Here is a 25,203-nt window from a genome sequence, read left to right on the forward strand (position 1 = left end):
CCAAACGGCCGGAAAAGCCATGCCGGTATGGTAATCCATCCGTATGGCTTTCCTCTCGTTACAGCATATCATATCGGCCTGTATTTATGGAACAGGCATTATCCCGATCCCAGCCTATGCCCGGTTATTATTCTTCCGTGCCTTTCGAAGCTTCGGCCGAACCGTTCAGCTTGCTCTTCAGCGCGTTCAGCTGCTCTTCCACTTTGAGCTGCTTCTCGGCGTCGATCGGGCTGTAAGCGGCAGGGGCCGAAGGCCGGTACGGAGCGCGAAGCACATCGGCCTCGGCTTCAAGCTGCATGATCTTCTCTTCCATGCGGTGGAATCCAAGCGACGCGCTGCCGCTCTCGATGCTGTGCACGCTGCTGATTTGCGACATCTGTTTCTTTGCCTTGGCCATTTGGGCCCGGGACACCAGCTCGTTGCGCTTGTTGCGCAGCTTGTAGAATTCATCCTTCATGTCATGCAGCTGCTGCACCAGTTCCTTGGCATGGACTTCCGCCTGCGCATGCAGCTCGTTGTATTCACCGAATTTTTGGTCAAAGTAAATTTTCTCTTCCAGAAGCTTGCGAGCCACTTCCTCCTGGCCGTTCTTCAAGGCAAGCTCGGCTTGGGCGCCGCGCTGTCCGGACAACTTCGCTGCTTCGTCCACACGCTGCTTCATCCGGCGTTCATTTGCCATTTGCTTGGCAACCGTAACTTCCGCTTCGTGAATTTCGGCCTCCATATCGCGCAAATACTGATTCAGCATAACAATCGGGTCTTCCACCTTATCCAGCAGATCGTTGACGGATGCTTTGGTCATATCTTTGATTCTTTTGAAAACTCCCATGTTTTACACTTCTCCCTTCTTGTCTTCGTATTTGGACAGCTTGCGTTTAAGCTCTTCGATTTCTTTCTGCATCGCTTTCTTCTCAATGTCCTTCATCATGTCGTCCAGAGCGGATTCCTGCGCGGCATGGCCTCCGGATTGGCCGTACCGCGGATCATAATGGCCGTCCCGGCCATAGGGCCGCGGCCCGGACGGGCCGAATGGACCTCGATGTCCGCAGCCCCGGCGGCTGTAACCACCGTCGCCTCTGTGATGCGGACCATAGCCGCCGTCCGCCATTTCGGGCCCGAAGCCGTAAGGGGGATAAGGCCCCGGCTCCTTCGGAAAGATCAGCGCGGCGATGAAATACACCGGTATAACGGCGCCGCCCGTAAAGGGAATGCTGATAAGTAGCACAATCCGCAGCAGCGTGGAGTCGATGCCGATCGCTTCCGCCAATCCGCCGGTAAGACCTGTAAGTACTTTATCGCGGGTAGATCGATACAACCTCGTCATAACGCTACTCCTTTCCTTCCTTGTTCAGTTTATCCTTCAGCTTGGCCAGCTCCCGTTCCAGAACGCCGGCGACCGTCTCGCCCGCCTGGACCGCGTATTCCTGGCCCATCCGCCGCAGGTCGCGCAGGCTTTTGGCCTCCAGCTCCCAGTCGGCAAGCCGGTCATCCAGACGTCCGAACATTTTGGGAATGTCACCGCCTCCGTAAGCGGCGGCCCGCTCATTCATCCGCTGCTGCAGCCGGAGCGTCTCCATCCGGGCCGCATAATACTGGCGCTTGCTGTACACCGACTGATACTCCAGCTTCAGTTCGCCGAGCTGCTGCTCCAGCTCCAGCAGAGACTGCCGGCTCTGCTCCAGCAGACCGCCGTACTGCTCCAGCTTTTCCTCAAAAATAATTTTCTCCTGCAGAGCCAGCTTGGCGAGATTATCCTCGCCCGCCTTGAGCGCCAGCAGCGCCTGCTCCTCCCGCTTGTTCCTCATGGAAGCCGCCTGGTCAACCTGATTTTGAAGCTGCTTCGTATGATTCGCGTACTGCTGATACAATCTTTCGGCTTCGCTTATTTCCTCGCGGGTCGTATACAGAAATTGATCGATCAGCTTCACGGGGTCCTGGCTTTGTTCCAGCTTTTCATTTAAATTGGCTACGGTAATGTCCCGCATTCGTCGAAAAACGCTCATTGTCTACTGCTCCCTCCTTGCCGCTTAAGTTAAATTCTCATTTATTAATAATGCGTGCTTCTCTTGCCTTTAAGTACCGATATTCCCCACACGACCAGCGCTATGCCAAGCAGCGGTCCAATCAGCCAGGCCAGCTTGCTGATCAGGGACATGATGCCGATAAACATCACGATCCAGCCGATCACCTTGCGTCCGCTCTTGATTCCGTAGTAGCCGAGAACCACCAGCAGCACCGGGAAGAGAAGTCTGAAAATTCCGTGGATTAGCGGAAGCGCCAACCCCAGCAGCATAATCGCACCGATGGTAATCAGTATGAACGCGAGGCCGTTTCCTCTGTTTCTGTGCATTCTTTCTCACCGCCTTTCGATGTCCTGTTCCTTATGCTCTTATTTTAGGAAAAATCGGGGCCGTTCAAAACGGACCGGGGACGGTTTTTGAAACTGGACCTAAGGCGGGGCGGCATTAAGACTTCCGTTCCTCAATCAGCGATAGGCGCCCCGGAACACAGCTCAGGACGCAAAAACCAGCTAATGTTTGTCAAGCATCCAGTCTTGGAGAATTTAAAAATTGCTGGTATAGTTATTTTTGAGCACAGCAAAAAAAACCTCCATTGGCGTGGAGAGTTGCTGGATTAATATGGGATTATACCTGGTAAGGCTGGCCTTTTCTTAGGATCGCGTATATGTGATGAAGCAGCTTGTTGGCGCAAGCAATCACCGCGACCTTGTAGGGCTTGCCTTCTTTCTTTTTCTTGTCGTAATAAGGTCTGAGTTTAGAGCAGTCGCCTCGCCTGAGACTACATTGTACAGCTAAATACAAGGCCCTTCTCAGACGTTTGGAGCCTCGCTTGGTAATTCGGTTGCTGGAAGCGGTGAATTTCCCTGAATTAAATACCCCAGGGTCCAGCCCTGCATAAGCCACCAACTGTTTCGGGCTTTCAAACTGCCGAATGTCTCCCAATTCCGCTACAAGCGTAGCTGCCAGTTTTTCTCCAATCCCGGGAATCGTTCTCAGCAGTTCTGTTTCCGGCATTCCCATCGAAAGCTCCTGCATCTGCTTCTCTAAGCGCTTTAACTGCTCTTGCAAGGAATGAAGTAGGGAAAGCATCCCCTCTAGAATGTAGACTTGAGATGAACTCACTTTGACCTGGTGCCATTCACTCAAGGCCTCCTCCACACGCTGAGCCTTTTCTTCCACCCACCACTTGGCATGTGACTGTCCTGCCGTCTTCTCCATCGTCTCGTACACCCGGTCTTCCTGACCCCGCAAACAACACTCCAGCACTCGCAGTGCCGTTTCCGAGTATAGATTATAAAATATTCCCTCGAACGCAGGGAACACCTGATCCAGCAGGGCCCGAGTATTGAGCTTCGCCTGTACATATAAACCCGTCACAAATTCATGCTGTCTGGTTACATGCTGAAGCTCGGTATAAACGTCTTCCGGAGTCCGGTGAGGCAGGATTTCACCCCGGTAATACATCTCGGCCAGATGCCAGGCATCCGCCGCATCCGTCTTGACTTTCCGGAGCTTGGTTCCTCTCGCTCTTTTGGACTGCAAGGGATTTACGATACAATGCCGGATTCCCTGCTGTACCAAAAAGTTCACTAGTCCCCGGTGGTAATGTCCCGTCGCCTCCAGAATAACCACGGGCTCTTGGCTGGTCTGTTCCTGCAGTTGCTCTACGCATGCTTTCAACCGTCCAAACCCTTTCGCTTCATGAACCATGACTTCGGTTTCCCCCCACGCTTCATTCCGCCCTGTAAAGGCTTGAAATACACTACTTCCCTTCGAAACATCCAGTCCAATAACCGGTTCCATAATTTCCTCCACTCTTTCAGTATTCGCCGGCACTCCCACGATGGTTCCAAACCCATAGCTTCGCTTGTGATGCGGGGTCCATTGCCCCTACCAGCTCAAACATGGTCATTGGAGGCAGTGGGAGAACAGTTTTTGCTCCGGGGTATATTCCCCTAAAAGACCCTCGTTCTCCCGGCTACCGCCATCTTAAAACAACTACAAAATTAGGCCAACCAGAAGTTTCTGGCTGACCTAATAATACGAAAAGACCCTTCGCAGGGTCTCCCTTCAGTATTCCGTATCTTTCAAAAGGCCGTCGATCTCGGCGGCCGCAAGGTCAAGACCTTGCTGTACGGGTAATTCACCCAGGAATATTTTGTTCAGGTATAACGTATACACCAGTTCGATTTTGTCCCAGTTCTTGACCGTCGGACGCAAAAAGCCCTCGTCCACAGCTTCAACATAGGGATAAAGATAGGAATCCGGACTGACCTTCATCGCCTTAAGCGCTTCCCTGTTCGCCGGGATTAACCCCGACCGGGACATAATGAGCTGCGCTTCCTTGCTGGTCATCCATTGAATAAATGCCCAAGCTTCGGCAGGATGCTGGCTGCCCTTCATAATGACCAGATTCTCGCCGCCGATAATCGAGGAAGGGACGATGGAGCGCGGGAAGGGAACGGGCAAGGTCTGCTCAAGAGCAAGATTAAGCTCCGAATGCTTCAATAAACTGTAGAACCACGGTGCGTCGTCGGTAATGAGCATATTTCCATTCCTCACCTTCTCCCAGTTATCGCTGTTCAGCGTAACCGCCGAGAGATGAATAAGCTTTTCCTTATATAAGCCTGTCAGCTTCTCTACCGCACGAACGGTGCCCGGACTGTTTAAATAACCCGTTGCCCCGGTAAACCCGGGGTCCATGAACGAACCTCCAAGGCTGTAGATATAGGGCAGCGTGTCCCAAGGGTCCAATCCTCCCAGGCCAATCGTAAAGCGGTGCTCGCGGGCCACCTCTAAAATTTCGTCCATGGTGCCGGGCGGCTCGGAATACCCCGCCTGCCTCAGCAGCTTCCGGTTAAAGATTGCCGTCTTGGTGTACAGGTTAAGCGGCAACGAATAGTATTCATCTTGATAAAAACCGATGCTGAGCCCTTTGTTGTAGAACGCATACTCAAGCTGCTCAAACCCCGGAAATCCTTCCAGCGGCTCAAGGAGGTCTTTATGCGCAAATTCCGGCACCCAGGCAATATCCATCCGCACCACATCCGGACCTCGGTTGGAGGAGGCGCGCGCAATCAAGCTGTACTTCAGTTCATTGGAATTAGCCAGATTGATGCATTTCACCCGTATATCGGGATTGTTCCGCTCGAAAGCCGGGATGAGCTTCTTCACCAGCAGACGGGTTTCCCTATCATTGTACGTATGCCAGAAGGTAATGACCGTTTTGTCATTCCCATGAAGCGTCTGGACCTTGCCCGGTTCCGAGATTACGGACGCGCCGGCGCAACCGGCTGTTAACACAATCGTTGTCAAAAAGATAAACCACCGGAATACAAAGACGGAAATCTCCCCCTCTCTTTACGGTTCAGCGCTGCACTTCAGGCTTTCCCTGTATTCCACCGGAGTGAGCCCTGTTCCTTTTTTGAACACCTTGCTGAAGTATTTAACGTCCTTAAATCCAGCGCCTTGGGCCACATCATAGATCCGGCTGTCATCCTGGGCAAGCAGCCGCTTGGCTTCCCGAATCCGCAGCTCGATCACATAATCGATAAAGTTTCGCCCGGTTTGTTTTTTGAATAACAGACTGAAATAGCTTTTGCTTAGATGCACGGTATCCGCCACGCTCTGAAGCGTCAAGTTTTCGGTGAAATGGGCGGCAATGTGCTCCAGTGCCCTCGTGATTATCTGTCCCCCGTAACCGTTATCAGACAATTGAGGAATCATGGACATCCCGTTCTGCTCCAGCTCGCCAACCATGAAGGCGGCCAACTGCTCCAAGGTTTCCGTCTTGCGGATCAGCTCCTGCTCTTCGGGAGGAAGTGATTCGGCGCCCGCCTGCAGCCGGTAAGTACCGGCAAGCAGCATACAGGCCTCCTGTTGAACCTGCTCCGGGCTCAAGAGCCGGCTCTTCCAGCGTTCAAGCGCGAAATCAATCGCATGGGAAGCCGGTTCTCCGCCTCGGATCATCTCATAAAACGGTTCCCAATCCTCGGCCTGTACAAGGTCCGGCGGCGACAGTTCACGCTTGCTCTCCGGTCTCCCGCTCTCAAACCATCCGCCCAGCCCCTTGAAAAAACGCTGCTGACAGGCCAAGCGGCTCTCCGCATATCCCTGAAGAAGCCAACCAGCTTCCTGACCTATAGCCAGCCCTGCCGATGTGGAAATGCTCCATTCCGCTTCGACGCCCTGCTTCCACACTTGAAACTGCCGTACCGCTTCTCCCTCGCGCTCCGGAAAGATCAGGAACAGGCTGTTCTCCGCGACCAGCAGTGCGCTTCCCTTCTCCATCCGCTCATAGAACGCTTCCTGCAGGTCCTCAAGCAAGAGCTGAACATATAAATAGCCGTTATTCTCTTTCCAGTCCTCAGCTCCGTCCAACATAAGATAGACACCGGCATAGGGTTCTTCCAGCCACTCCGGGGCGCCCGCCGCGGCGGACGGCGTGATCTGCTCCTGTACGATCCACCGCTTGATTTCCTGCTCCTCGCGCTTCCTTTCGAGATAAAGAGCGCTCTGCCGATACTGGATCAGCTCGGAATCCTGCTTCCTCTCGTCCTCCAGCATGGCAATGCTCCGGTGCAGGACGGCCAGAAGATCGTCCTTTTTCAAAGTCAGCTTTAGCAGATAATCGACGGCGCCCAGCTTCAGCCCCTCTTTGACATATTCAAAGTCACTGTAATTGCTGATCAGAACCACCTTGATCCAAGGGCAAAGCGCCTGTGCCTGCTTCATCAGGTCTATGCCGTTCATCAAGGGCATTTTGATATCCGTAATCAGTATATCGAAGGACTCGCGTTCCAGCGCAGCCAATGCCTCCGCACCGTTCGCGTAGTGGTCCTCCGCAGACATCCCTTCCTGTTCCCAGTCGATAAACGCGCTGATTCCATGGCGGATTACCGGTTCGTCATCTACGATCAGTACTCTATACATGGTGCTCCTCCCGCTTTTTGCCGGTTCTAAGAGGTCGTTTCTATCGGCTTTTTTAATAAAATGTGTACGGTCGTTCCCTGCCCGGGAACGCTGACCATCGAACACTCCCAATTTTGATCGTAATACAGCCGCAGCGTGTCATAAATATGGCGCAGACCGATGCCGGTTCCACCTTGGTCCACTGCAGCCTTTGCTTCATTTAACTGCCTCAGCTTCTCCTCGCCAATCCCTCTGCCATCGTCCTCCACCCGGAATTCGAGTCCCTCGGCGCCTTTTCGGATCGTTATCGAGATTCTGCCAGCCGTATTTTTCGGAACGATTCCATGGAAGATGGCGTTCTCCACCAGCGGCTGCAGCAGCATGCGGGGAATCATGATCTTCTCCGTCCCGGGCTGGACGTCCAGCTCCAGATGAAAGTTCTTTTCATAACGCAGCTCCAGAATGATCAGATACTTACGGATTATATCGAGCTCCTCATCCACTGTAATCATGACGCCGTTCTTGCCCATGTTCGCCTCAAGCAGATGATTTAATGCCGACAACACCTCGGATGCGCGGCTGTTCTGGCCGGAATCAATAAGCCACCGCAGCGTGCTGAGTGTGTTAAACAGAAAATGCGGGTGAATCCGGTGCATGACCGCCCGAAGCTCCGCGTGGTGCTTCTCGTTCTGCTCATTCTCTACCTGCCGCATCAAATTCCCGATTTCATGCACCATTTTGTTAAACTGCTTGCTTAAAAATCCGATTTCATCGGCCGTGCGGATGTCCGTCCTCGTATCCAAATCGCCTTGCTGCACGCGGAGCATGCTTTGGGTAAGCTGCTTAACAGGTTTGGTCACCATCCCGGCCACGAAAAGGCCGATGCCGACGGCGATCATGGAGAATAAGGCTGAGGTCAGCAGAATTCGGGTCTGAAGCTGCTCGAGCTGCCCGCTGATTTCATTCACAGGAACGGTTCCGACAAGCATCCAGCCGTTGGTCAGCAGCTGCTTGACCCCGTAATAGGGGATGCCGTCCATTTCGAACTCGAACTCAACTCTGTCATTGTCCACAATGCTACTGTACAAATCGGGATTCTGCACCCGCTTGTTAATCATTTGAAGGTTGGAATCAATCATGATCCTCCCTTCGGAATCGACGACGAAGAACTTGCCTGTATTCCCAAGCTTCAGCTTCCGGATCGTTCCAAGGATCGACTGCCCGTCCAAATGAACCTGCACCAGTCCGATATTGTTCATCGTGTCAAAGTCCTTCAGCACTCTTCCCACCGGCAGAACCAGATCCGTATTCTCTCCGCCGCCGCTGAAGTGGTCGTACTGAAGGCCCTGCCACACCAGCTCTCCGTCCTTGCGCTTCACTTCCTTCACCCAATCCTCGTCGGACAGGCGGATCTGCTTAAGCTCGGTGTCCGAAAAGGTTCCGCTGCCCCATCCCTTTCCTTCCTCCTTCAATAAATACACGATTTTGACAAAAGAGTTCGAATACACGTAATTGTTCAGCAGCGTATTGATGTACTGATAATTCCAGTTATCCTCATAGGTTGGATCGCCGTTCACCTGCAAGGCGGCGCGCTGGATGTTGGGATCGCTGGAAATAAAGTCGGAGGTATCAATCCCCACATTTAATATAAAAGAGAGCGAATCCGCCGTCTGCTCCGCAATCTGGAGCGTGGATTCTCTAACGTTCTTTTTGAGAATGGAGTCCGACACCCAGTAGAAGGACAAGCTTGTGAAGACGGTCGGAATCAAAATAACGAGCAGGAGAACCACGATGATTTTGGCGGTGAAGCTTTTGGAAATTGTCAGTGTTCGCAGCATACAGCCTCTCCTATTTCGTTTCTATCTAAAAGTGTACTAGATGTAAAGCCCAATACCAATGTTATATATAGGAAAATTAAGAAACTCTTCTATTTCTTATATTCAATAACGACCATATCCCAGTATTTCAGCGCTGGCAGCTTCCATTTCACAACGCCGCCCCGCTGCGTGAAAGGCAGCGCCTGAGGCGATCCTCCGTTATGATCCGGAGAAGCAAACCATACTCTGGATACCGGGCGGTCCGTTCTGACGGATACGGCAACGTTCCGTTTTTCCGCCGGTTCCGTCTGCGTTCCGCGATCATCGTTCCAGTCCATGGCGGAAGCATCGCTGAAATTGATAAATTGAACGATGTCTTTTCCATCCTTACGCTTGGAGAAAGACCACACCTTGCCCTGCTCCGCTTGATCCGATATCGCGACCTCTTTCGTCCCTTCGGCTTTCAGGCTGGATTTTACCGGGTGATCCCGCAGCAGATTCTGATACGCCACCAGAAAATCGTAGTATGAAACGAGCTGCTCTTCCAGTTCCGGGGATACGCTTAAATTTTTATGAGGAAAATATTCTTTGGACAGCATATTCTCTCCCAGCTCCAGATGGGACCCGCCCGAGGCAAAAATGACCGCATCTGTCAGCAGAATTCCCGGCGTGTTGAACGTTCCCGGCGCATCGGATAAATGATAATTCATATAAGCAGCAAGCACCGTGTTCAGCAGGTTTCCGCTGAATCTCGAATTCTCGTCAATGATATCTTTTAAATTCCGGTACTGCGGATGGTTGCCCCATACTTCAGTGTACAGAAACTTGACGGGCGCTTCCTTCGCGATGGATTCCTGACCGAACTGGCCGACGGCGTTCATCACATAATCCACATCAAGCTTCTCCTTGGCCGCATTCAGGAACGACGGATATGTCGCGGCGAGATTGACGCTTCTGCCGTCACGAGACCACAATGCCCCCCTGTCTCCCAGCTGATCCACATGCCAGCCGTCAAAGGGAAGCGTGTCGAACGTTTTCTTTTCTTTTTCGATCAAGTAATTCTGCCAATCCGGGTTAGAGGGATCATACAGATAAATATCGCTCGCCCATTCGTCCGGAAGCGGGTGATGATCCTGCTCGGTGCCGCCCGGGTCTTTAAACAAGCCCCAGTCTCTGTTCACGCCATCCTGCTCCGCGTCCGCATAAGCGCCAAACAGCAGGTTATAGTTCATGGCCTTCATGCCGTGACCGTGAGCCAGATCGATGTAGTCTTTTACCGTACTAAGTGATACGGAGCGGTTGGCAATATCCTTCCATTCCGCCGCCGGCCTGCCTTCTTCCCACCGAATCGGTTCCTGATGCTTGTACTGCCAATCGTAGAACTGGATGCCATTAATATGAAAACGGTTCAACCGTTCGATGACCCGCGACTTCTCACCTGTGTTCATGTTTGAGAAATCGGCCAGATATCCGTACCGGGGGAATTTCCCCCAATCGGACGATACGTCCACACCAATGTTCATCTGATCCGCCTCACCGTCCCGCTCATATACGACTTCGGCCATATAGCCTTGTCCCTCTTGCCGGGGCGGCTCCCAGCTCCAGACCAGCTTGTCCCCTTCAGCTTGCAGCTTCTCTTCCTTTATGACCCTGTCCAAATGCAGGTAACGGATACTTGCGGTTCCGCCCGGTTCGGGCCGCTTGAACTTCAGCTCAAACCGGACATCTTCTCCGGGCCAGTAAGCCGCTTTATCCGTGGATAATCCTTTCAGTAGAGAGCCTTTATGAATGACCACATGCTTTGGCGGGGTCTCGGCGGTATTCCAAGTTTTTTGGCAGGCCGAAGTTAACGTTATAGCCGCGCAGACCGCAGCAACCCCGGCCATCCGCATCCACCTGGCGCGTTTCATTCTCCCACTTCCTGTTCTCATAGTTTTTGTTCATTATCCGGGAAACCCTCCTTCAGATCAAATGGCGATTTTTAACGGGCAATTCGCATTTTTGTTGTCATATCAACATTGTATGCGCTAACAATTTTGTGTGGTGTCTTATTTTTACGAATTCACAAAAGATATTGCACCCCCTCTTGATTTTTTAAAAATTGAACTTTTTTATTGAAAATTGTGTATTCTTTGCAAGATCAGCCCGTTTTAGTGTCCAATTTCACCATATCCAATAATTTAAGAGGTTGACTCTTTCGCAGGCAGAGCTTCTAAGCTGCAGTCCCTTAGACCTGCGGAACTATAAATATTCATATTTTTCCATATTAGTGGTAATAAATTGAATCATTCATCGGCGGGGAAAATAAAAGCGAAAAAAACTTGAACTCCTTGTCCGGCAAGGTTTTCGCAGTTTCGCCCCCCATTTATGGAATCGATTTCATAAATGCCGTTTCCGTTTTTTCGACAATCCTGTAGGAGGTTCTCCCCATTGTTCACACAGTTGTTCCTTGCTAATTTGAAAAAGGGCAGCCGGAAAGCGGGAGCGTAACACTCCTCGGAGGGCCTGCTGTCCAAAAACTATTTCGGAGTGGGAGAGAGAAATGTATGCGTAAAAGGTTAAAAGCTTCACGGATGTCGAAGAAACTGGCGCAAGCAGCTGTGTGCCTCAGTCTATTGACGGGAACGGTATCTGCGGTGCTGCCGGCCAATGTGGTTTTTGCGGAAACCCAGCCTGAGGCTGATACCCCGTTAAACAAACAGAATCTTCAGCCATTATCCGTACAATCGCTAGAAGCCCTGGAGAACGGGGTTAAACTGAACCTGGGGGATTATCAGGGATTTATCCGCCTCTTCTCGGAGGACATGGCCAAGATCTCGGTCGTTAAAAACGGTGAAGATGAGTTCATCTCTCCGGGAATTGCCAAGAAAGACTGGAAGACGCCTAAATTCAGCACCAAGGAAACGGATAAAGAATACATCCTTTCTACCAGCGAGCTCACCGTAAAAATTAACAAACAGCCTTTCGGCGTCAAATTCCTGGACAAGCAAGGAAACGTGATCAACGAAGACGCGGCTCAAGGGACCGGCTATGAAAACGGCAAGCCTTATGTGTTCAAAAAGACGGATTCCGGTGAAAACTTCTACGGTTTCGGCGAGCAGTCCGGCGGGCTGAACAAACGCGGCAAAAGCCTTGGCATGTGGAACACGGACGCTTATTCCTACAACAAGAACACCAAGTATCTTTACACCTCCATTCCATTCTTCATCGGCCTGAAGGACAAAAAAGCCTATGGCATTTTCTTCGACAATACAAATCGCTCTTATTATGAAATGGCCAGCGAAAAAGACGACTATTACTACTTCTACGCCAACGGCGGCACTCTGACTTACTACTTCATCAACGGTCCGGAAATCGGCGACGTTATCGACCGGTACACCGAGCTGACAGGTAAATCCGAGACGCCTCCAATGTGGTCCCTGGGCTTCCATCAAAGTAAATGGGGCTATACACCGGAAGAACTCGTGGATGTGGCCAAAACCTACCGCGAGAAAAAAATCCCGCTCGACACGATGCATTTTGATATCGACTACATGGACGGATACCGCGTGTTCACCTGGAACGACCAGTACAAACAAGCGCTGAAGACGCTGAAAAATGAAGGCTTCCACGCCATCACTATCAACGACCCGGCCGTCAAGCAGGACGAGAATTACCGTATGTATCAGGAAGGAACCGCCAACGATTACTGGGCGAAAAATCCGGACGGCACTACCTTCTTCGGCGATGTATGGCCGGGCAGATCCGCTTTCCCGAACTTCCTGAAGTCGGATGTCCGCACTTGGTGGGCGAACAATCTCGGAACACTCTTGAATGAGGGTGTTGACGGCATCTGGAATGATATGAACGAGCCTGCCGTATTTGACGGTCCTTTCCATACGATGCCGCTGGATGTCGTGTTCGAAGGCGACAACGGAGAGAAGAAGCTGCATACGGAAGTCCACAATCTTTATGGACATCTTGAAACCGAAGCGACCTACAACGGCTTCCTCAAAAACAAACCGAACACCCGTCCGTTCGTGTTAACCCGCGACATGTACGCAGGAACGCAGCGTTACGCGGCACTCTGGACCGGTGACAACGTAAGTAACTGGGAGCATCTGCAAATGTCGATTCCGATGAACTCCAATGTCGGCTTGTCCGGTGTTCCGTTTGTCGGCAATGATATCGGCGGCTTTGCGAAATCGCCGGGCAATGTTCCGACGCCTGAGTTGTTCGCAAGATGGATCGAGGTCGGCGCTTTCCTGCCGTTTGCCCGCGACCACTACGACAACAGTGCGAAATCCGGACTGGCAGGCGGACAAGAGCCTTGGAATTTCGGCAAAGAGGTTGAAGATATCAGCCGCAAATACATCTCCATGCGTTATGAGCTGCTGCCTTACCTGTACAACCAGTTCAAGGAATCCGCGGAGAACGGTCAACCGGTTCAACAACCGCTCGTTTACCAGTTCCAGGACGACGCGAAGACGTATAACATCGAAGATCAGTTTATGTTCGGCGATTCGCTGATGCTTGCCCCTGTAGTCAAAGAAGGCCAAACGAGCCGCGAAGTGTATCTGCCGGCCGGCGAGACATGGGTCGATTACTGGACAGGCAAAAAATATGAAGGCAACCAGTCGATCACGGTTAACGCCGCTCTTGGAACACTACCTATTTTCGTGAAAAACAATTCGATTATCCCTCGTCAGGAAGTGGAGCAATCCACCAATGAGAAGAAGCTGGAAAACCTGATCCTCGACACCTATCTGAATGATCAAGCCAGCTACAGCTTCTACGAAGACGATGCTCAGACTTTGGATTACAAGCAAGGCGAATACAATATCACGGAATTCAAGGTGGACAAGAAAGGCAACCACATCGAGTTCAAGCAGGACAAGAAAGCTCAAAACTACGCTTCCGACATCAAGTCCTACACGCTTAAGCTGCACGATGCCGAGCAGCCTCAGAAAGTTCAGGCAGCCGGCAGCAAGTACGATCAAGCTGGCAGCTTGGAGCAATTGAACGGACAGGAAAGTGGTTACTTCTTCGATTCGGCCGAACGCGTTCTGTATGTCAAGATCCCGGCCAATGAGAACCACAGCGTAAAAATTCAATAATAACGATTTCTCGGTTATTGCCGGAAGAAAAGGAAAACGGGTAAGCATCTTCGGCTTCACCCGTTTTCCTATCCTTTAGGCGATGCCGCATCATCATGAGCCAGAATCCGAAGAAATGAGCGTGCCTAATTTGAAGCATACCAAAACCATCACCGCTGCAGTCCTTTCCCTGTCGTTATTGACCCTTCCGCTTGTCCAACCTGTACATACCGCATCTGCTGAAAAAATCAACAACGGACAAACGAAAAGCCAGCTAAACAGCAAGGCCCAACCGGCTAAATCGGCATGGGACAAAAGCACCTTATACTTTACCGTCCAAGAAACGACCTATGCCGGAATTTCGGCGACCGTTATAAACGGCGGCTCCGGGATGCAGGGCGAAACCGTCTATGAGGTATTCCGCAGCGACACCGGTAATCCAAAGAACGGCGAAGTCGTTGCCACAGGCGTAATCGGGGCACTCGCTCCCGGCGAATCTCAGGAACTGACCTTCACGCCGGCAGTACTCGAACAGGGCAACTACATGTTCAAAGCCTATCAGCGTCCAGGCCATCCAGGAACCGGCGTATTGTGGAGCGATTCCATTACCGTAGAAGAAACCCGCGTGGACGCTGAATCAAACCAGCCCGAGCGTCCGTTCGATCAGTATTTCAACTCCGATGTTCAAGGCGGAACGGCGACATTTACGGTCCCTGAAGGCATCGGGAAAATCGAGATCAGCTTCTCCAGCTACACCTATCCGGAAGGCGTCATTCCACAGGAAGACGGCAAGCCTTACGAGAATCAGCATGTGTACGATAATGTGACCGAAACCTATGGACCGGGAACGCATACCGTTCACGTTGACCTGCCGGAATCCGGGTATTGGCAGACCGATTTGTATTTGGGGCCGGTAGTTGAAACGCTAACGGAAAGCGGACATTCCCTGGATTCGATCATTGATGCCGATTACGGCGCTGCAAATTAACAATTATAACCCCATTATTTTTAAGGAAGAGAGGTTTCTACGATGAAAAAAATTACATCCATGGCCTTAACCCTACCCCTGCTGTTCAGCTTCGCCAGCGGTGCTCTTGCAAAACCGCAAATTCAGAGTGACTCGGGCCTTGGCGTCTATTATGAGATTTATGTCAATTCCTTCTCTGATTCCAACAACGACGGTAAAGGCGACCTGAACGGCATCCTGCAAAAGCTGGACTATCTCAATGACGGAAATCCGCATACGAAGAAAGATTTGGGCGTCGATTCGCTGTGGCTGATGCCGATCGGCTCTTCCCCCAGCTACCATAAGTACGATACAACCGATTTCTACAGTGTAGATCCGGCGTACGGCACCACGGAAGACTTCCGCCGCCTGACGCAAGAAGCGCATAAGCGGGGAATGAAGGTGACGATCGACCTTGCGCTCAACCACACGAGCAACAAGCATCCGTGGTTTCAGGCAGCCGCCAAGGACAAGAACAGTCCGTACCGGGATTATTATATCTGGGCTGACGAGAACACCGACCTGAATGAAAAAGGGCCGTGGGGACAGCAACTCTGGCACGAGTCCTATCCGGGTTCCGGGGACTACTACTACGCCCTGTTTATTGATTTCATGCCAGATTTGAATTTTGATAATCCTAAAGTACGTGAAGAAATGATCAATGTCGGCAAGCATTGGCTGAACCAGGGAGTCGACGGTTTCCGTCTCGACGCAGCTATGCACATCTACAGCAAGCCTGATGAAGTGAGCAAGAACGTTGCATGGTGGGATGAATTCAAGCGGGGACTGGCCGAGGTCAAGCCGGACGTTTATCTGGTCGGCGAGGTGTGGGACCGCCCGAACAATATCGCTCCTTACTACAAGGCGCTGGATTCTTCTTTCGACTTCGACCTGTCCTCGAAGATTCTGGACGCCGTGCAAAGCGGCTCGGATAACGGACTTGCTGGTTTTGCTTCGAATACGCTGGACTTGTACAGCAAATATGCCGATAACCCTATCGACGCTCCGTTCCTGACCAATCACGATCAGGAACGGACAATGTCCTTATTGAATGGGGACGTGAATAAAGCCAAAACCGCCGCCTCCATCCTGCTCACCCTGCCGGGTAACCCGTTCATTTATTATGGAGAGGAAATCGGTATGCTTGGTGAGAAGCCGGACGAGAATATCCGCGAGCCGTTCCGGTGGTACCCGGGAAGCGGAGAAGGACAGACGGATTGGGAGCCCTCCCGCGATAATACAGGCCCGGACGCCGTCTCCGTAGAGTCGCAGGAGAAGGATAAGGACTCCCTTCTCTCCCATTACAAGGAGCTGATCCGCTTCCGTCATGAGAGTCCTGCTCTAATGAAAGGCGACATTCAGGAGATGACGACTGGAGACAGCCGCATTATGGGATACACCCGAACCTTTGAGGATGACTCCGTACTCGTTCTGCATAATTTGAGTGCAGACACCGTAACAATCCAAATCTCCAACGAAGAATGGCAGGGCCGAAAGCTCGAATTCTCCACTTCTAATGAAGTGAAAATCAAGAAAGCCGGCGATCAGCTTAACATCACCATCCCGGCCTATACCACCTGCGGGCTGAAGAAATAACCTTAACCGAATAAAACAAACAGGCTTGTACCTACGGCTGATTCGCCGTTGTACAAGCCTGTTTCATTATATTATGATTTCATACTCAGCCTAGGGCTTCTCTTCGCTTAGGCGTTGGCTGCTGCTTCTTTCTCTTCCAGCTTCTTGATAGCTGTTTCTTCGTCTTCTACCACACCGAACTCGATCAGCAGTTGTTCCAGTTCGTCCATTTCGATCGGAGTTGGGATGGTCAGCATTTCGTTGTGCAGGATTTTGTCAGCCAGTTGTTTGTATTCGTTGGCTTGGTTGTGCTCAGGGTTGTATTGAGTAACTGTCATTCTTCTCAGCTCGGCATGTTGTACGACGTTGTCGCGAGGTACGAAGTGGATCATTTGCGTGTTCAGACGACGCGCAAGTTCCATGATCAGCTCGTCTTCACGGTCGGTGTTACGGGAGTTACAGATCAGGCCGCCCAGACGAACGCCGCCGCTTTGCGCATATTTCAGGATACCGCGTGCGATGTTGTTGGCAGCGTACATAGCCATCATTTCACCGGAGCAGACGATGTAAATCTCTTGTGCTTTGTTCTCGCGGATAGGCATTGCGAAACCGCCGCATACAACGTCACCGAGTACGTCATAGGAGATGAAGTCCATACCGTCGTAAGCGCCTTGCTCTTCCAGGAAGTTGATGGAAGTGATGATACCGCGGCCTGCGCAGCCCACGCCTGGTTCCGGACCGCCGGACTCAACGCAGAGGATGTCGCCAAAGCCGGTTGATACTACGTCTTCGAGTTCGAGATCTTCAACCGAACCCATTTCAGCAGCGAGGTGAAGTACAGTTTGTTGAGCTTTCGTGTTCAGGATCAGACGAGTGGAGTCGGCTTTAGGGTCACAGCCTACGATCATGATTTTTTGACCGAAAGTCGTTGCCAGCTGAGCCAGCGTGTTCTGGGAAGTTGTAGATTTACCGATACCGCCTTTACCATAGAACGCGATTTGTCTTGGTTTCTTACTCATGAATAATCATCCTCCAATATATTAGAATACTTAAACTGTTTTATTGATACCAATTTCTGAAGCCGCCGTCGTCGTCAAATCCCTAAATCCTTGTAGAACTCGACGCTCTCCAGCAGCAGCTCTTCAATGCCGCCTTTACCGGAAAGTGCCACAATCCCTTTTTGCAAAAGCTTGCGCCTCGGCGAATCGCCGATTCCCGAGCACAATAGCACTTGGCAATCCCCGAGCATAGCCGCCGTATGGTCAAAAATCTTCTTTTTGTCATCCGGACTGCTGCACTCGATCCTTCCGGTGCAATACGCTTCAACCTGGCGCACTTCCAATTGCTTCGTCTCTTGTCCAAAGACGTCATAGATCCAAAACTCGCTCGCGTGACCAAAGTGCACATTAACTTTTCCGCCGCCCCGTGTTGCAACAGCTATTCGGATCGCCGCAGGTTCGGATGCCGGAAGCTCAGCCGTTTTAGGCGTCTGCCCTTCGTCCGCCTGCTGCTTCTTAGCCGTTTGACGGCTCGATTCATCGGCGGCGTCAATTGTTTCCACTGAAACGCCTCCTTTAGAAAGGTTAATGACAAGCATTGCAGAAGTCCCGTGTAATATTACATAACATTTTGCGAGAGTTGGTTTAACTCGTTAGAGCCATATTAGACTTTGAAGACAAAAGCTGTCAATGACGCTAAAGCGCATACATTGCTCTTTGACAAATCGTTCAAACACTGCGTCATATTAACTCACATAAAGCTGCGATGATGCGCTTTCATTTCTCTAATTAATCGCTTACATTGTTAAAAAGAAAAGCGCAAAGGCTGCGCTTATCGAATGATTTCTCTTCCATTCAACAGAACATTTCCGAAATAATTCAACAATTCCGCCGTCCCCCGGTAGCCGACACTAACCTGAAATGACGAACCAAAGCGGTTAAACACGGGAAAGCCGAAGGGGATAAAAGGAATACCCCATTCTTCCGCCATCGATTCGCTGTACGAACTTCCGACCCATAAATCGGCAGCCTGCACCGGTTCTTGTTCCAATATCCGCCGGTCGTGGATTTGCGCGGACAATGGCGAAGAAAACACCGGCTCAAACGACTTAACACCGACTTCCGAAAGCCACTGGGACAGCGAGCGCAAATGGTCGGCCTCTAGCGCCGCGACTATTCTCTTGCCTCTAAACGTTGAGCAGGTATCCAGCATACAATCCAGCAGGAACTGCCGCTGCCAGCGGTATTTAACCTGAACCTCGTTTCCGCTCAGCTCCAGCAGGAATTGAAAAAATTCATCCGTCTCCTGCAGACCGGTTATTCCTTGGAATACACGATAAGGGATGTTAAGCTCTTTGCGGAGCAGCTTGGCGCTGGGCTCCATGCATCGTCCAACCGCTACGGTGAAGCCGGAACCGAGCATTTCCTTCAGATAGTCCAAGGGAACACCACCCCGGGATAATGAGGTATGGCCTGTCAGCAGATGGCCCGTCAGCGAGGAGGACAGGTCGGGAAGTACGATCACCTCCATGCCGAACGAGGCGATGATTTCTTTTAATTCCATCACGTCTCCCGGTGTCAGGTGAGGACCAGGCAGGAGATTGATCCGGTTACGGTGTTTTTTGGGCAGTGCTTTGGGACGGGAACGGAGGATTTCTTCGATCACGGATTGGACAACCTGAGCGTAGCCCGATTCCATCGAGCCCTCACCATCCGGCAGCGACAAGGTCAACAGCAGCTTGTCTTCAAAAGCCTGCAAGTTTTCATCCAAATAACGCTTCGTTATTTCCTCCAAGTCCTCTCTGGCCGCAACCGTTAACGAAGTACCGATAATCGCAATCACATCCGGGTTATCCCCTGCGATCGCATGCTGAAGCGCTTCACAGACCGCATTGTTACCGCCCAGGATGACATCGGCATCCTGAATCGATATATTTTGTATGGACACCGGTTCCCTGAAGTGGCGTGACATAACGGTCCGGATGGCTTCAGCACATCCCGAGCCCCCGTGCAGAAGTGGCAGGGAGCGGTAAATCCCCTGAAGGGCAAGCACGCCGCCGATCGTCTGGTTACCCAGCAGGAGATTGTCTGGCAGCGGTTCGTCACTCGACCTGAATGGTATAGACATGGCTTACACCTCCCATGGCGGACGGCGGCAGACCGTTTGCCAAACTGGCTGTTCCAAAATATCCATAAGGTCTTCAGCCATTCTCCGCAAGCCGGCGTAACCCGAATACGTCTTCCGGCGATCTTCATCAATATCCAGAAACGGTATTTTCTCTTTCAAAGGCACATAGGCGCTGCGTCCGCTGACGATCATCAGATCAGCCTGCCGTGACTCGTACAGCTTAAGCATGCTTTTTTCATCAATTTCCGTTAGGATCAGCGTATCCTCTTTGATTCTCTCCTTGATTCGCGATACATCTTCCCTCGCATTCGAATGGGTGCCTATAGCCGTAATCCGCAGACCGAGCTCATGCAGCGCAGAGATATACAACCAGCTCTCTGACCCTTCCGTAAAGAGCATGACTTTTTTCCCCTTCAGTGGTTTGCAGGTCAAAGATATTTCCTTGCGAAGCCGCGCCTCCTCCTTGCGCATATACCGTTGAAGCCTGTCATCCAGCTCTGCATTCTGAAAATAATACGCCAGCTGACGCAGAGAGAACCGGATTTCATTGGACCCGAAGAAAGATCCCTCACAAAAAGGTATATCGAACGTATCCCTCATGTGCCGGGCCAAATTCAGCATCGACCTTCCGCCTACAAGCATATTGACCTTTGCAAGATGTGCCGCACGCAGTTCATCAAAGGAACAATCTCCCCCGATTCGCGTCATTACACGGATTCCCGCCTCGGACAGCAAGCCTTCAATTTCCTTCATCTCTTGCGCAAACGGATACCCGCCGATTAAATTGATATCAAACGGAGTACATTCTTGGACTTCAACGTCTGCCGCACCGATCACCTTCTTGAATAAGGCTTCCCCCGCATATCGGTTCCCTATGTTCGGCCCCCCGGATAATCCCGGATTATCAACGGCGATGACTGGAATCCCCCATGTCTTCTCCGCCTGTTCACACACAGCATTTAAATTCTCCATAGCAAAAACAGTAGAGCAGGTTGCATATACAAAAATACAGGGAGGATGGTGCCTCCTGATGATTTGGCCAATCATTTGCAGAAGTTTCTTCTCACTGCCGAGCGTGATATTTTCCTCCGTCATTCCCATGGAAAACACAAGCTTGGACAAAGATGCGCCAGGCGACTGGGCCTTCAGCATTCCCCAACCGTTCTGGAGGCAGCTTGCCGTGCCATGAACCAGATGCGCCGTATCCAAGATCGGCATCAATACCGACTGTGAGCCCTGAAAAGCGCAGGGTTGTGTCCGCTCCCCGGGTTTGGGACTGGAGCAGCCCATTTTATCCGGGCAATGATTGTGCTCGCAAGCAGGTTCAACAAATAAGCCGGAATGATGCATCAGATAACCTCCAATCACACAGTTTATATCTATTTATATTTAAACATAATTAATCCTCATCATTTATAACATTTTTCATTTATTTAGCATTCATCAGTTTCAAAAAAAAGAAAAAAATAAATAGGCTCATAAGATCGCTAAAGCAATCTTATGAGCCTATTTGAATGATGCCGGTGAGAGGACTCGAACCTCCACGGTTTCCCTCACGATTTTGAGTCGCGCGCGTCTGCCAGTTCCGCCACACCTCCCGTCACATAAGGGTTTTAACGCTGTTGTACCGCGTATTATTCGGTTTTAATCGTACAACTACGGTCAATCATCCGGTCAATCAACGATAATCTAATCGTATGCGCCTCCGGGTCGTGCGCACCTCAACGTACTGATAAGTATAACTCGGACGCACCCGCAGCGCAAAGGTTGTTCGCTTGATAAACGCCCGTCTCTACGTTATAATACGAACATATATTCGCTATTATCGGAGGCTTGCGATATGAAAACACCGACCTCAATCACGGAAGAAGACCGGGCGCTAATCAAACCGTACGTAATCCTTCCGCTCGTCCTTCACGCATTCGAACGCGACACTCGCGTTTTCCTCAATCTACGCTCACCCGATCCGTACGTCGACTGGATACATGCGGCCCGTGAACGTCTGTGCCACGAGACACGTCTGACCCGCTACGAAGCTTTGAAGCGCGGGCTTAATATATACAAGAACGAACGGACGGGCAGTGGCATTGTCGTGAAGTTCCATTATCGAGGCAGCGGCGGGGAAATGACGTTAGAAAACAGGGAGATCGCGGAGATTGCGGTATCTCTTATGCGGAAGTACCTGACGTTCGAGTTACCAAACTAAAATACGGCCTGTTTCGTCCCCTCGTGCGCTAATCTTGAACCGGGGCGTTGGAGATCGCGCGTGTTCGTTGGCTGGCGGTATGATAGCGAGTATCTTACGCCGGTCAGTCTATCGGCATGAGCTGGAAATATCATTGACACTGAAACAGCGTATCTCCGTATAATATTAGAAACATTGTAAAACTAAAGGAGATAACAATGAAACGTAGTATGTTCGTGCTCATTTTTTTCCTTCTCTTGGCCGGTTGTGGACACGTCACAGAACAAACGTCACCAACGCCCAGCCATTCGCCGAAACCGATTGTAGTGCCATCCCCGTCGCCATCTCCAGAACCTTCCCTCCCACCTGACGAGTTATTCCGTAGCGCTAAAACAGAACTTAACGAAGGCCGACCGTTGACTGCTCGGAAAATGTTTTATCAGATATTAAATAACTATCCAGAGACGAAAGAGGCCAAAGAGGCAAAGTCGGCCATTGAGTTTATAGAAGGAGTCAGCGCTGAGGAAAAGGCGCAGAAATTAGCTATCAGACAAGGCAACTTTCCACCAACTCCTTCCCCCACTCCTGCGGACGCACAGCCGACAGATACAAGCGACTGGATACCAGTAGACGACAACGCAAAAATGACAATGGCCGACTTTTTAAGTATTAAGGAAGGGATGCGGCTATATGACGTGGTGAAAATAGTAGGCGGCACGGGCGAACTTCTATCGGAAGGATACGGGACAGAGATATACTCTTATGAAGGCGTAGGTGATTTAGGGGCTAACGCAATAATTACATATACGGACGGTAAGGTCGTTTCAAAAGCGCAGTACGGACTTAAATAAAAATACAGGAATCTGTGCATGAGTAGTACCTTCAAAAGTTAGTCTCGACTTTAAATTCATAACATATGCGATCTGTTTGTTTGAAAATCACTTTTACTAGGAGAGGCGATAATGGATCAGAAAATTACCGCATTGATAGCTGCACACCTATATGACGATGCCTTCTACAAAACTACAGGAATTAATCCTATTATTAATTATTCAGAGGTTCTACAAAAACATGGGGAAAAAATTTTAGAATCGTTAAATAAGCATTTACAAGACGGCCTCGTACTGTTTGACAGCTCATTACAACTGATTGAAACTATCTATAAAACCTTCGAGTCAGATGCAAAATCAAACCACGAGAACATAACCTTCCTCGTACTTAGCTCCAAGATATTTTCACTAATGCTAGGTATGAGGAGTGTGTTATTTTCAGGCTCATCCGATTCGTATAAGTGTTTATTACGCCCGCTTTTAGAATCTTTTGATACTTTTTATACTAGCCTTATCAATCCCGATTTTTCAAAAGAATATGGAAATACTACCGAAGTTTATGACAATAACGATTTTTGGTACAGAAAGGGCAAAGGCAATAAGATTAGAAAGTATATCCATCAACTTTACAGAGTATTAGGCGCAGACGATGAGTTTGTAGCGGAATTTGATAACAGACGTGAGTATCAACAGAGATTCCTATCTGAATCACTGCATTCATCGTTTAATGCTGCCTTTTCTACACACTTCACCTTCAATTTAGACGGAGAACTTAAGCATATGTACGGGGATGTTTCTATAGCATACCCTGCACTGCTTCTAGAGACCATAGATGAGATCAGTAATTTTGGCTATATTTTGAATGCTCTATGTCAAGATGATGAGTTGTTAAGTCTTTCGTTTATCCAAAGTTTTAGGGAAAATGTTTTATTTAATTATTACTGTGATAGATTTGCTCTTCTTTACCAAACTTACCGACCACAGCTAGCAGAACTAAAAGAAAATACCAACGCAATTTTTAGAGATATGGCGAATGAACTTAATAATACCTCTTCGTAACTAACAATAAACGAAAAAAAGCGCAGCCCTAACGGAACCCTATCCGCTAAGACTGCACTTTTATTCCCTACGTTTTACTTCGCATCCTCCGCCGGGAACGTTTTATATATCCCGACGCCAATCACCGCATACGTTACGATATCGACGGCCGCCTGGTACACGCCAGCTTCCGGGGCCGCCCCGTACTTAACGAGGAGTTGATACGTCAGGCCCGCCACCGCTGCGATAAATACCGGATTGAGTAAACGTTTCTTCATTATATTACGCTCCCTTCTTTACGAACATGCCGGCGCGATCCAGCAGCGTCACCAACCGGTAGAAATCGTAGCTACCGTCCGCAGTCGTATCGATAAAGCCCGCTTTCTTCGCGTTCTCACACGCGGGCAGAGCCCACGTAGGAATAGCGCCCATCTTCGCGCGGGCTTCGAGCGTTTCAATCCGTTTAGTCTGCGTCTCTACCGTTTCTTGCAGCGCCTTAAATTGCTCCGCGATCTTCGCCTTTTCTTCCGTGGTCATTTCGTCATCTTCTCCTTCGGTTTCTTTGAGCGCCTTAACCCGCGCTAGGGCCGCGTCAAGCTGCGCCTGTGTCGGTCGTTTGCCGGCGCGATAATCTGCGGTCGACAGTCCGAATGTCATTTCGAAGTGCGGCAGGTCCGTAAACGAACGCCAGTCTCCGCCCCAATCCCATCCGAGGCGCTTTGCCTGCGCAACAACTTCGCCCCAGTCCGCCAGTCCGTCGCAGTCTCCGTCGCGCTTCGTGTCCCAACTTACGCCGCCGTCCGGAAGCAGCAGCGCGAAGTCGATCGCAACTCCGAAGTTGTGGTACGAATAGCCGCCGCGCGCATTGGTTACGATCTGGCCGCGCGTTGTCCGCCCCTGCGCATAGAGTGCGTTTTGTTCGTCGATTGTCCGTAGGCCCTGCGTGATTACGATAGGCACTCCGCACGCGTACGCAAAGTCAATCAGCGCCTCGGCTGCCGCCCGGTCAGCGCAAAGAAGCCCGCTCAACTTACTAGCGGACTTGGCGCGTACTTGTTCGAGTGTTAATTTATCGCCCATTTTACGCAGCATCCTTTCCGTTCAAATTCGCTTTGATATCGTGAACATCCAGCGCCAGGCTTTCGTATTGGCCGGCCAGCGCTTCGAACCTGTCCGTCAGACCCTCCGCCAGTTTCATCAAGCGGTCTTCTCGCGCAATCGCCTCCGCGTGCATAAGTTCGCGCTCCGCCTTGGCTTCCGCGCTTATACGCTCTTCCCGCGCCCGTGCTTCGTCCGATATGCGTTGCATCTGCTTCCATAGCGCGACACCGATAACAGCGGCCGCAATCGCAAATATTCCGTTCTTTGTTACTTCGGCCCATACTGCGTCCATTAAGCGGCATCCTCCGTTTCTTGCGGTTTACTCGCCGCTTCAAACTCCGCCAAGGCCCGGCCGATTTCGTCATCGAGCGAGCGCAGAACGGATAGGCGTTGTTCAGCGGATGGTAGGACCGCCAGAACTGCGCTAATGGTCGCGGATAGTTCTGCGGCTGGGCTTGCGGTATCGATCGTACATTCAAGTAGTGCGCGTGCTTTCATTTAATTACGTCCTTTCTTCG

23 protein-coding genes and 1 tRNA gene are annotated in these 25,203 nt (G+C 50.8%); 6 read left to right on the forward strand and 18 right to left on the reverse strand.

The window, feature by feature from the left end; all coding sequences use genetic code 11:
• Positions 1-127: 127 nt before the first annotated feature.
• The 9 genes from PSAB_RS20285 to PSAB_RS20325 all read right to left on the reverse strand — a co-directional run bounded on the left by PSAB_RS20285 (position 128) and on the right by PSAB_RS20325 (position 10,659).
• Positions 128-829 carry a PspA/IM30 family protein gene (locus tag PSAB_RS20285; protein ID WP_025336416.1) on the reverse strand — a complete coding sequence of 234 codons (702 nt, stop codon included), beginning with the start codon at positions 827-829 and terminating at the stop codon, positions 128-130.
• A 3-nt stretch (positions 830-832) separates the two neighbouring features.
• Positions 833-1,324, reverse strand: a complete 492-nt coding sequence (locus tag PSAB_RS20290) for a PspC domain-containing protein (RefSeq protein ID WP_025336417.1) — start codon at positions 1,322-1,324, stop codon at positions 833-835.
• A 4-nt stretch (positions 1,325-1,328) separates the two neighbouring features.
• On the reverse strand, positions 1,329-2,003 hold the full coding sequence (locus tag PSAB_RS20295) for a PspA/IM30 family protein (RefSeq protein ID WP_025336418.1): 675 nt from the start codon (positions 2,001-2,003) through the stop codon (positions 1,329-1,331).
• Between the two features lie 44 nt (positions 2,004-2,047).
• On the reverse strand, positions 2,048-2,350 hold the full coding sequence (locus PSAB_RS20300; protein ID WP_025336419.1) for a hypothetical protein: 303 nt from the start codon (positions 2,348-2,350) through the stop codon (positions 2,048-2,050).
• A 295-nt stretch (positions 2,351-2,645) separates the two neighbouring features.
• Positions 2,646-3,824 (reverse strand): IS110 family RNA-guided transposase, encoded by a 1,179-nt coding sequence (locus tag PSAB_RS20305; RefSeq protein ID WP_025335161.1) that lies wholly within the window; start codon positions 3,822-3,824, stop codon positions 2,646-2,648.
• Between the two features lie 267 nt (positions 3,825-4,091).
• Positions 4,092-5,336, reverse strand: a complete 1,245-nt coding sequence (locus PSAB_RS20310) for an extracellular solute-binding protein (protein WP_025336420.1) — start codon at positions 5,334-5,336, stop codon at positions 4,092-4,094.
• A 45-nt stretch (positions 5,337-5,381) separates the two neighbouring features.
• A complete protein-coding gene (locus tag PSAB_RS20315) occupies positions 5,382-6,953 on the reverse strand; it encodes a response regulator transcription factor (protein WP_025336421.1) in 1,572 nt (523 codons plus the stop codon).
• Between the two features lie 26 nt (positions 6,954-6,979).
• On the reverse strand, positions 6,980-8,770 hold the full coding sequence (locus PSAB_RS20320) for a cache domain-containing sensor histidine kinase (protein WP_025336422.1): 1,791 nt from the start codon (positions 8,768-8,770) through the stop codon (positions 6,980-6,982).
• A gap of 89 nt (positions 8,771-8,859) precedes the next feature.
• The gene (locus PSAB_RS20325; protein ID WP_051529797.1) at positions 8,860-10,659 is read right to left on the reverse strand and encodes a glycoside hydrolase family 66 protein; all 1,800 of its coding nucleotides are present in this window, start codon (positions 10,657-10,659) and stop codon (positions 8,860-8,862) included.
• A gap of 636 nt (positions 10,660-11,295) precedes the next feature.
• Here PSAB_RS20325 and PSAB_RS20330 point away from each other — a divergent pair.
• The 3 genes from PSAB_RS20330 (at position 11,296) to PSAB_RS20340 (ending at position 16,426) form a co-directional block, all read left to right on the forward strand.
• Positions 11,296-13,845, forward strand: coding sequence for a glycoside hydrolase family 31 protein (locus PSAB_RS20330; RefSeq protein ID WP_025336424.1), 2,550 nt, complete (start codon positions 11,296-11,298; stop codon positions 13,843-13,845).
• 130 nt (positions 13,846-13,975) lie between these two features.
• Positions 13,976-14,812, forward strand: coding sequence for a hypothetical protein (locus PSAB_RS20335; RefSeq protein WP_158442610.1), 837 nt, complete (start codon positions 13,976-13,978; stop codon positions 14,810-14,812).
• A gap of 42 nt (positions 14,813-14,854) precedes the next feature.
• The gene (locus PSAB_RS20340; RefSeq protein ID WP_025336426.1) at positions 14,855-16,426 is read left to right on the forward strand and encodes an alpha-amylase family glycosyl hydrolase; all 1,572 of its coding nucleotides are present in this window, start codon (positions 14,855-14,857) and stop codon (positions 16,424-16,426) included.
• A gap of 107 nt (positions 16,427-16,533) precedes the next feature.
• Here PSAB_RS20340 and nifH read toward each other — a convergent pair whose 3' ends face one another.
• From nifH to PSAB_RS20365, 5 genes are all read right to left on the reverse strand, one after another.
• A complete protein-coding gene (nifH, locus tag PSAB_RS20345) occupies positions 16,534-17,424 on the reverse strand; it encodes a nitrogenase iron protein (protein WP_025336427.1) in 891 nt (296 codons plus the stop codon).
• Positions 17,425-17,498: 74 nt separating this feature from the next.
• On the reverse strand, positions 17,499-17,966 hold the full coding sequence (locus PSAB_RS20350; RefSeq protein ID WP_025336428.1) for a NifB/NifX family molybdenum-iron cluster-binding protein: 468 nt from the start codon (positions 17,964-17,966) through the stop codon (positions 17,499-17,501).
• 269 nt (positions 17,967-18,235) lie between these two features.
• A complete protein-coding gene (locus PSAB_RS20355) occupies positions 18,236-19,531 on the reverse strand; it encodes a nitrogenase component 1 (protein ID WP_025336429.1) in 1,296 nt (431 codons plus the stop codon).
• 3 nt (positions 19,532-19,534) lie between these two features.
• A complete protein-coding gene (locus PSAB_RS20360) occupies positions 19,535-20,881 on the reverse strand; it encodes a nitrogenase component 1 (RefSeq protein WP_025336430.1) in 1,347 nt (448 codons plus the stop codon).
• A gap of 168 nt (positions 20,882-21,049) precedes the next feature.
• Positions 21,050-21,129 (reverse strand) — tRNA-Leu (locus tag PSAB_RS20365).
• A 242-nt stretch (positions 21,130-21,371) separates the two neighbouring features.
• Between PSAB_RS20365 and PSAB_RS20370 the strand changes: the two genes are divergently transcribed.
• The 3 genes from PSAB_RS20370 (at position 21,372) to PSAB_RS20380 (ending at position 23,605) form a co-directional block, all read left to right on the forward strand.
• Positions 21,372-21,737 (forward strand): YhjD family protein, encoded by a 366-nt coding sequence (locus PSAB_RS20370; RefSeq protein WP_025336431.1) that lies wholly within the window; start codon positions 21,372-21,374, stop codon positions 21,735-21,737.
• A gap of 197 nt (positions 21,738-21,934) precedes the next feature.
• Positions 21,935-22,567 carry an outer membrane protein assembly factor BamD gene (locus PSAB_RS24735; RefSeq protein WP_025336432.1) on the forward strand — a complete coding sequence of 211 codons (633 nt, stop codon included), beginning with the start codon at positions 21,935-21,937 and terminating at the stop codon, positions 22,565-22,567.
• 111 nt (positions 22,568-22,678) lie between these two features.
• Entirely contained in the window at positions 22,679-23,605 is a 927-nt protein-coding gene (locus PSAB_RS20380) for a hypothetical protein (RefSeq protein WP_025336433.1), read from the forward strand.
• Between the two features lie 74 nt (positions 23,606-23,679).
• Here PSAB_RS20380 and PSAB_RS20385 read toward each other — a convergent pair whose 3' ends face one another.
• The 4 genes from PSAB_RS20385 to PSAB_RS20400 are packed head-to-tail and all read right to left on the reverse strand — an operon-like array spanning position 23,680 to position 25,183.
• A complete protein-coding gene (locus PSAB_RS20385; protein ID WP_025336434.1) occupies positions 23,680-23,862 on the reverse strand; it encodes a hypothetical protein in 183 nt (60 codons plus the stop codon).
• A 4-nt stretch (positions 23,863-23,866) separates the two neighbouring features.
• Positions 23,867-24,664: a M15 family metallopeptidase gene (locus PSAB_RS20390; RefSeq protein WP_025336435.1), complete on the reverse strand. Its 798-nt coding sequence runs from the start codon at positions 24,662-24,664 to the stop codon at positions 23,867-23,869.
• Between the two features lies 1 nt (position 24,665).
• Positions 24,666-24,977 carry an SPFH domain-containing protein gene (locus PSAB_RS20395; protein WP_025336436.1) on the reverse strand — a complete coding sequence of 104 codons (312 nt, stop codon included), beginning with the start codon at positions 24,975-24,977 and terminating at the stop codon, positions 24,666-24,668.
• Complete coding sequence (locus PSAB_RS20400) at positions 24,977-25,183, reverse strand: hypothetical protein (protein ID WP_025336437.1); 207 nt, start codon at positions 25,181-25,183, stop codon at positions 24,977-24,979. Before PSAB_RS20400 ends, PSAB_RS20395 begins: the two co-directional genes overlap by 1 nt.
• Positions 25,184-25,203: the final 20 nt, after the last annotated feature.

The organism is Paenibacillus sabinae T27, assembly GCF_000612505.1.
Lineage (GTDB): Bacteria > Bacillota > Bacilli > Paenibacillales > Paenibacillaceae > Paenibacillus_AQ > Paenibacillus_AQ sabinae.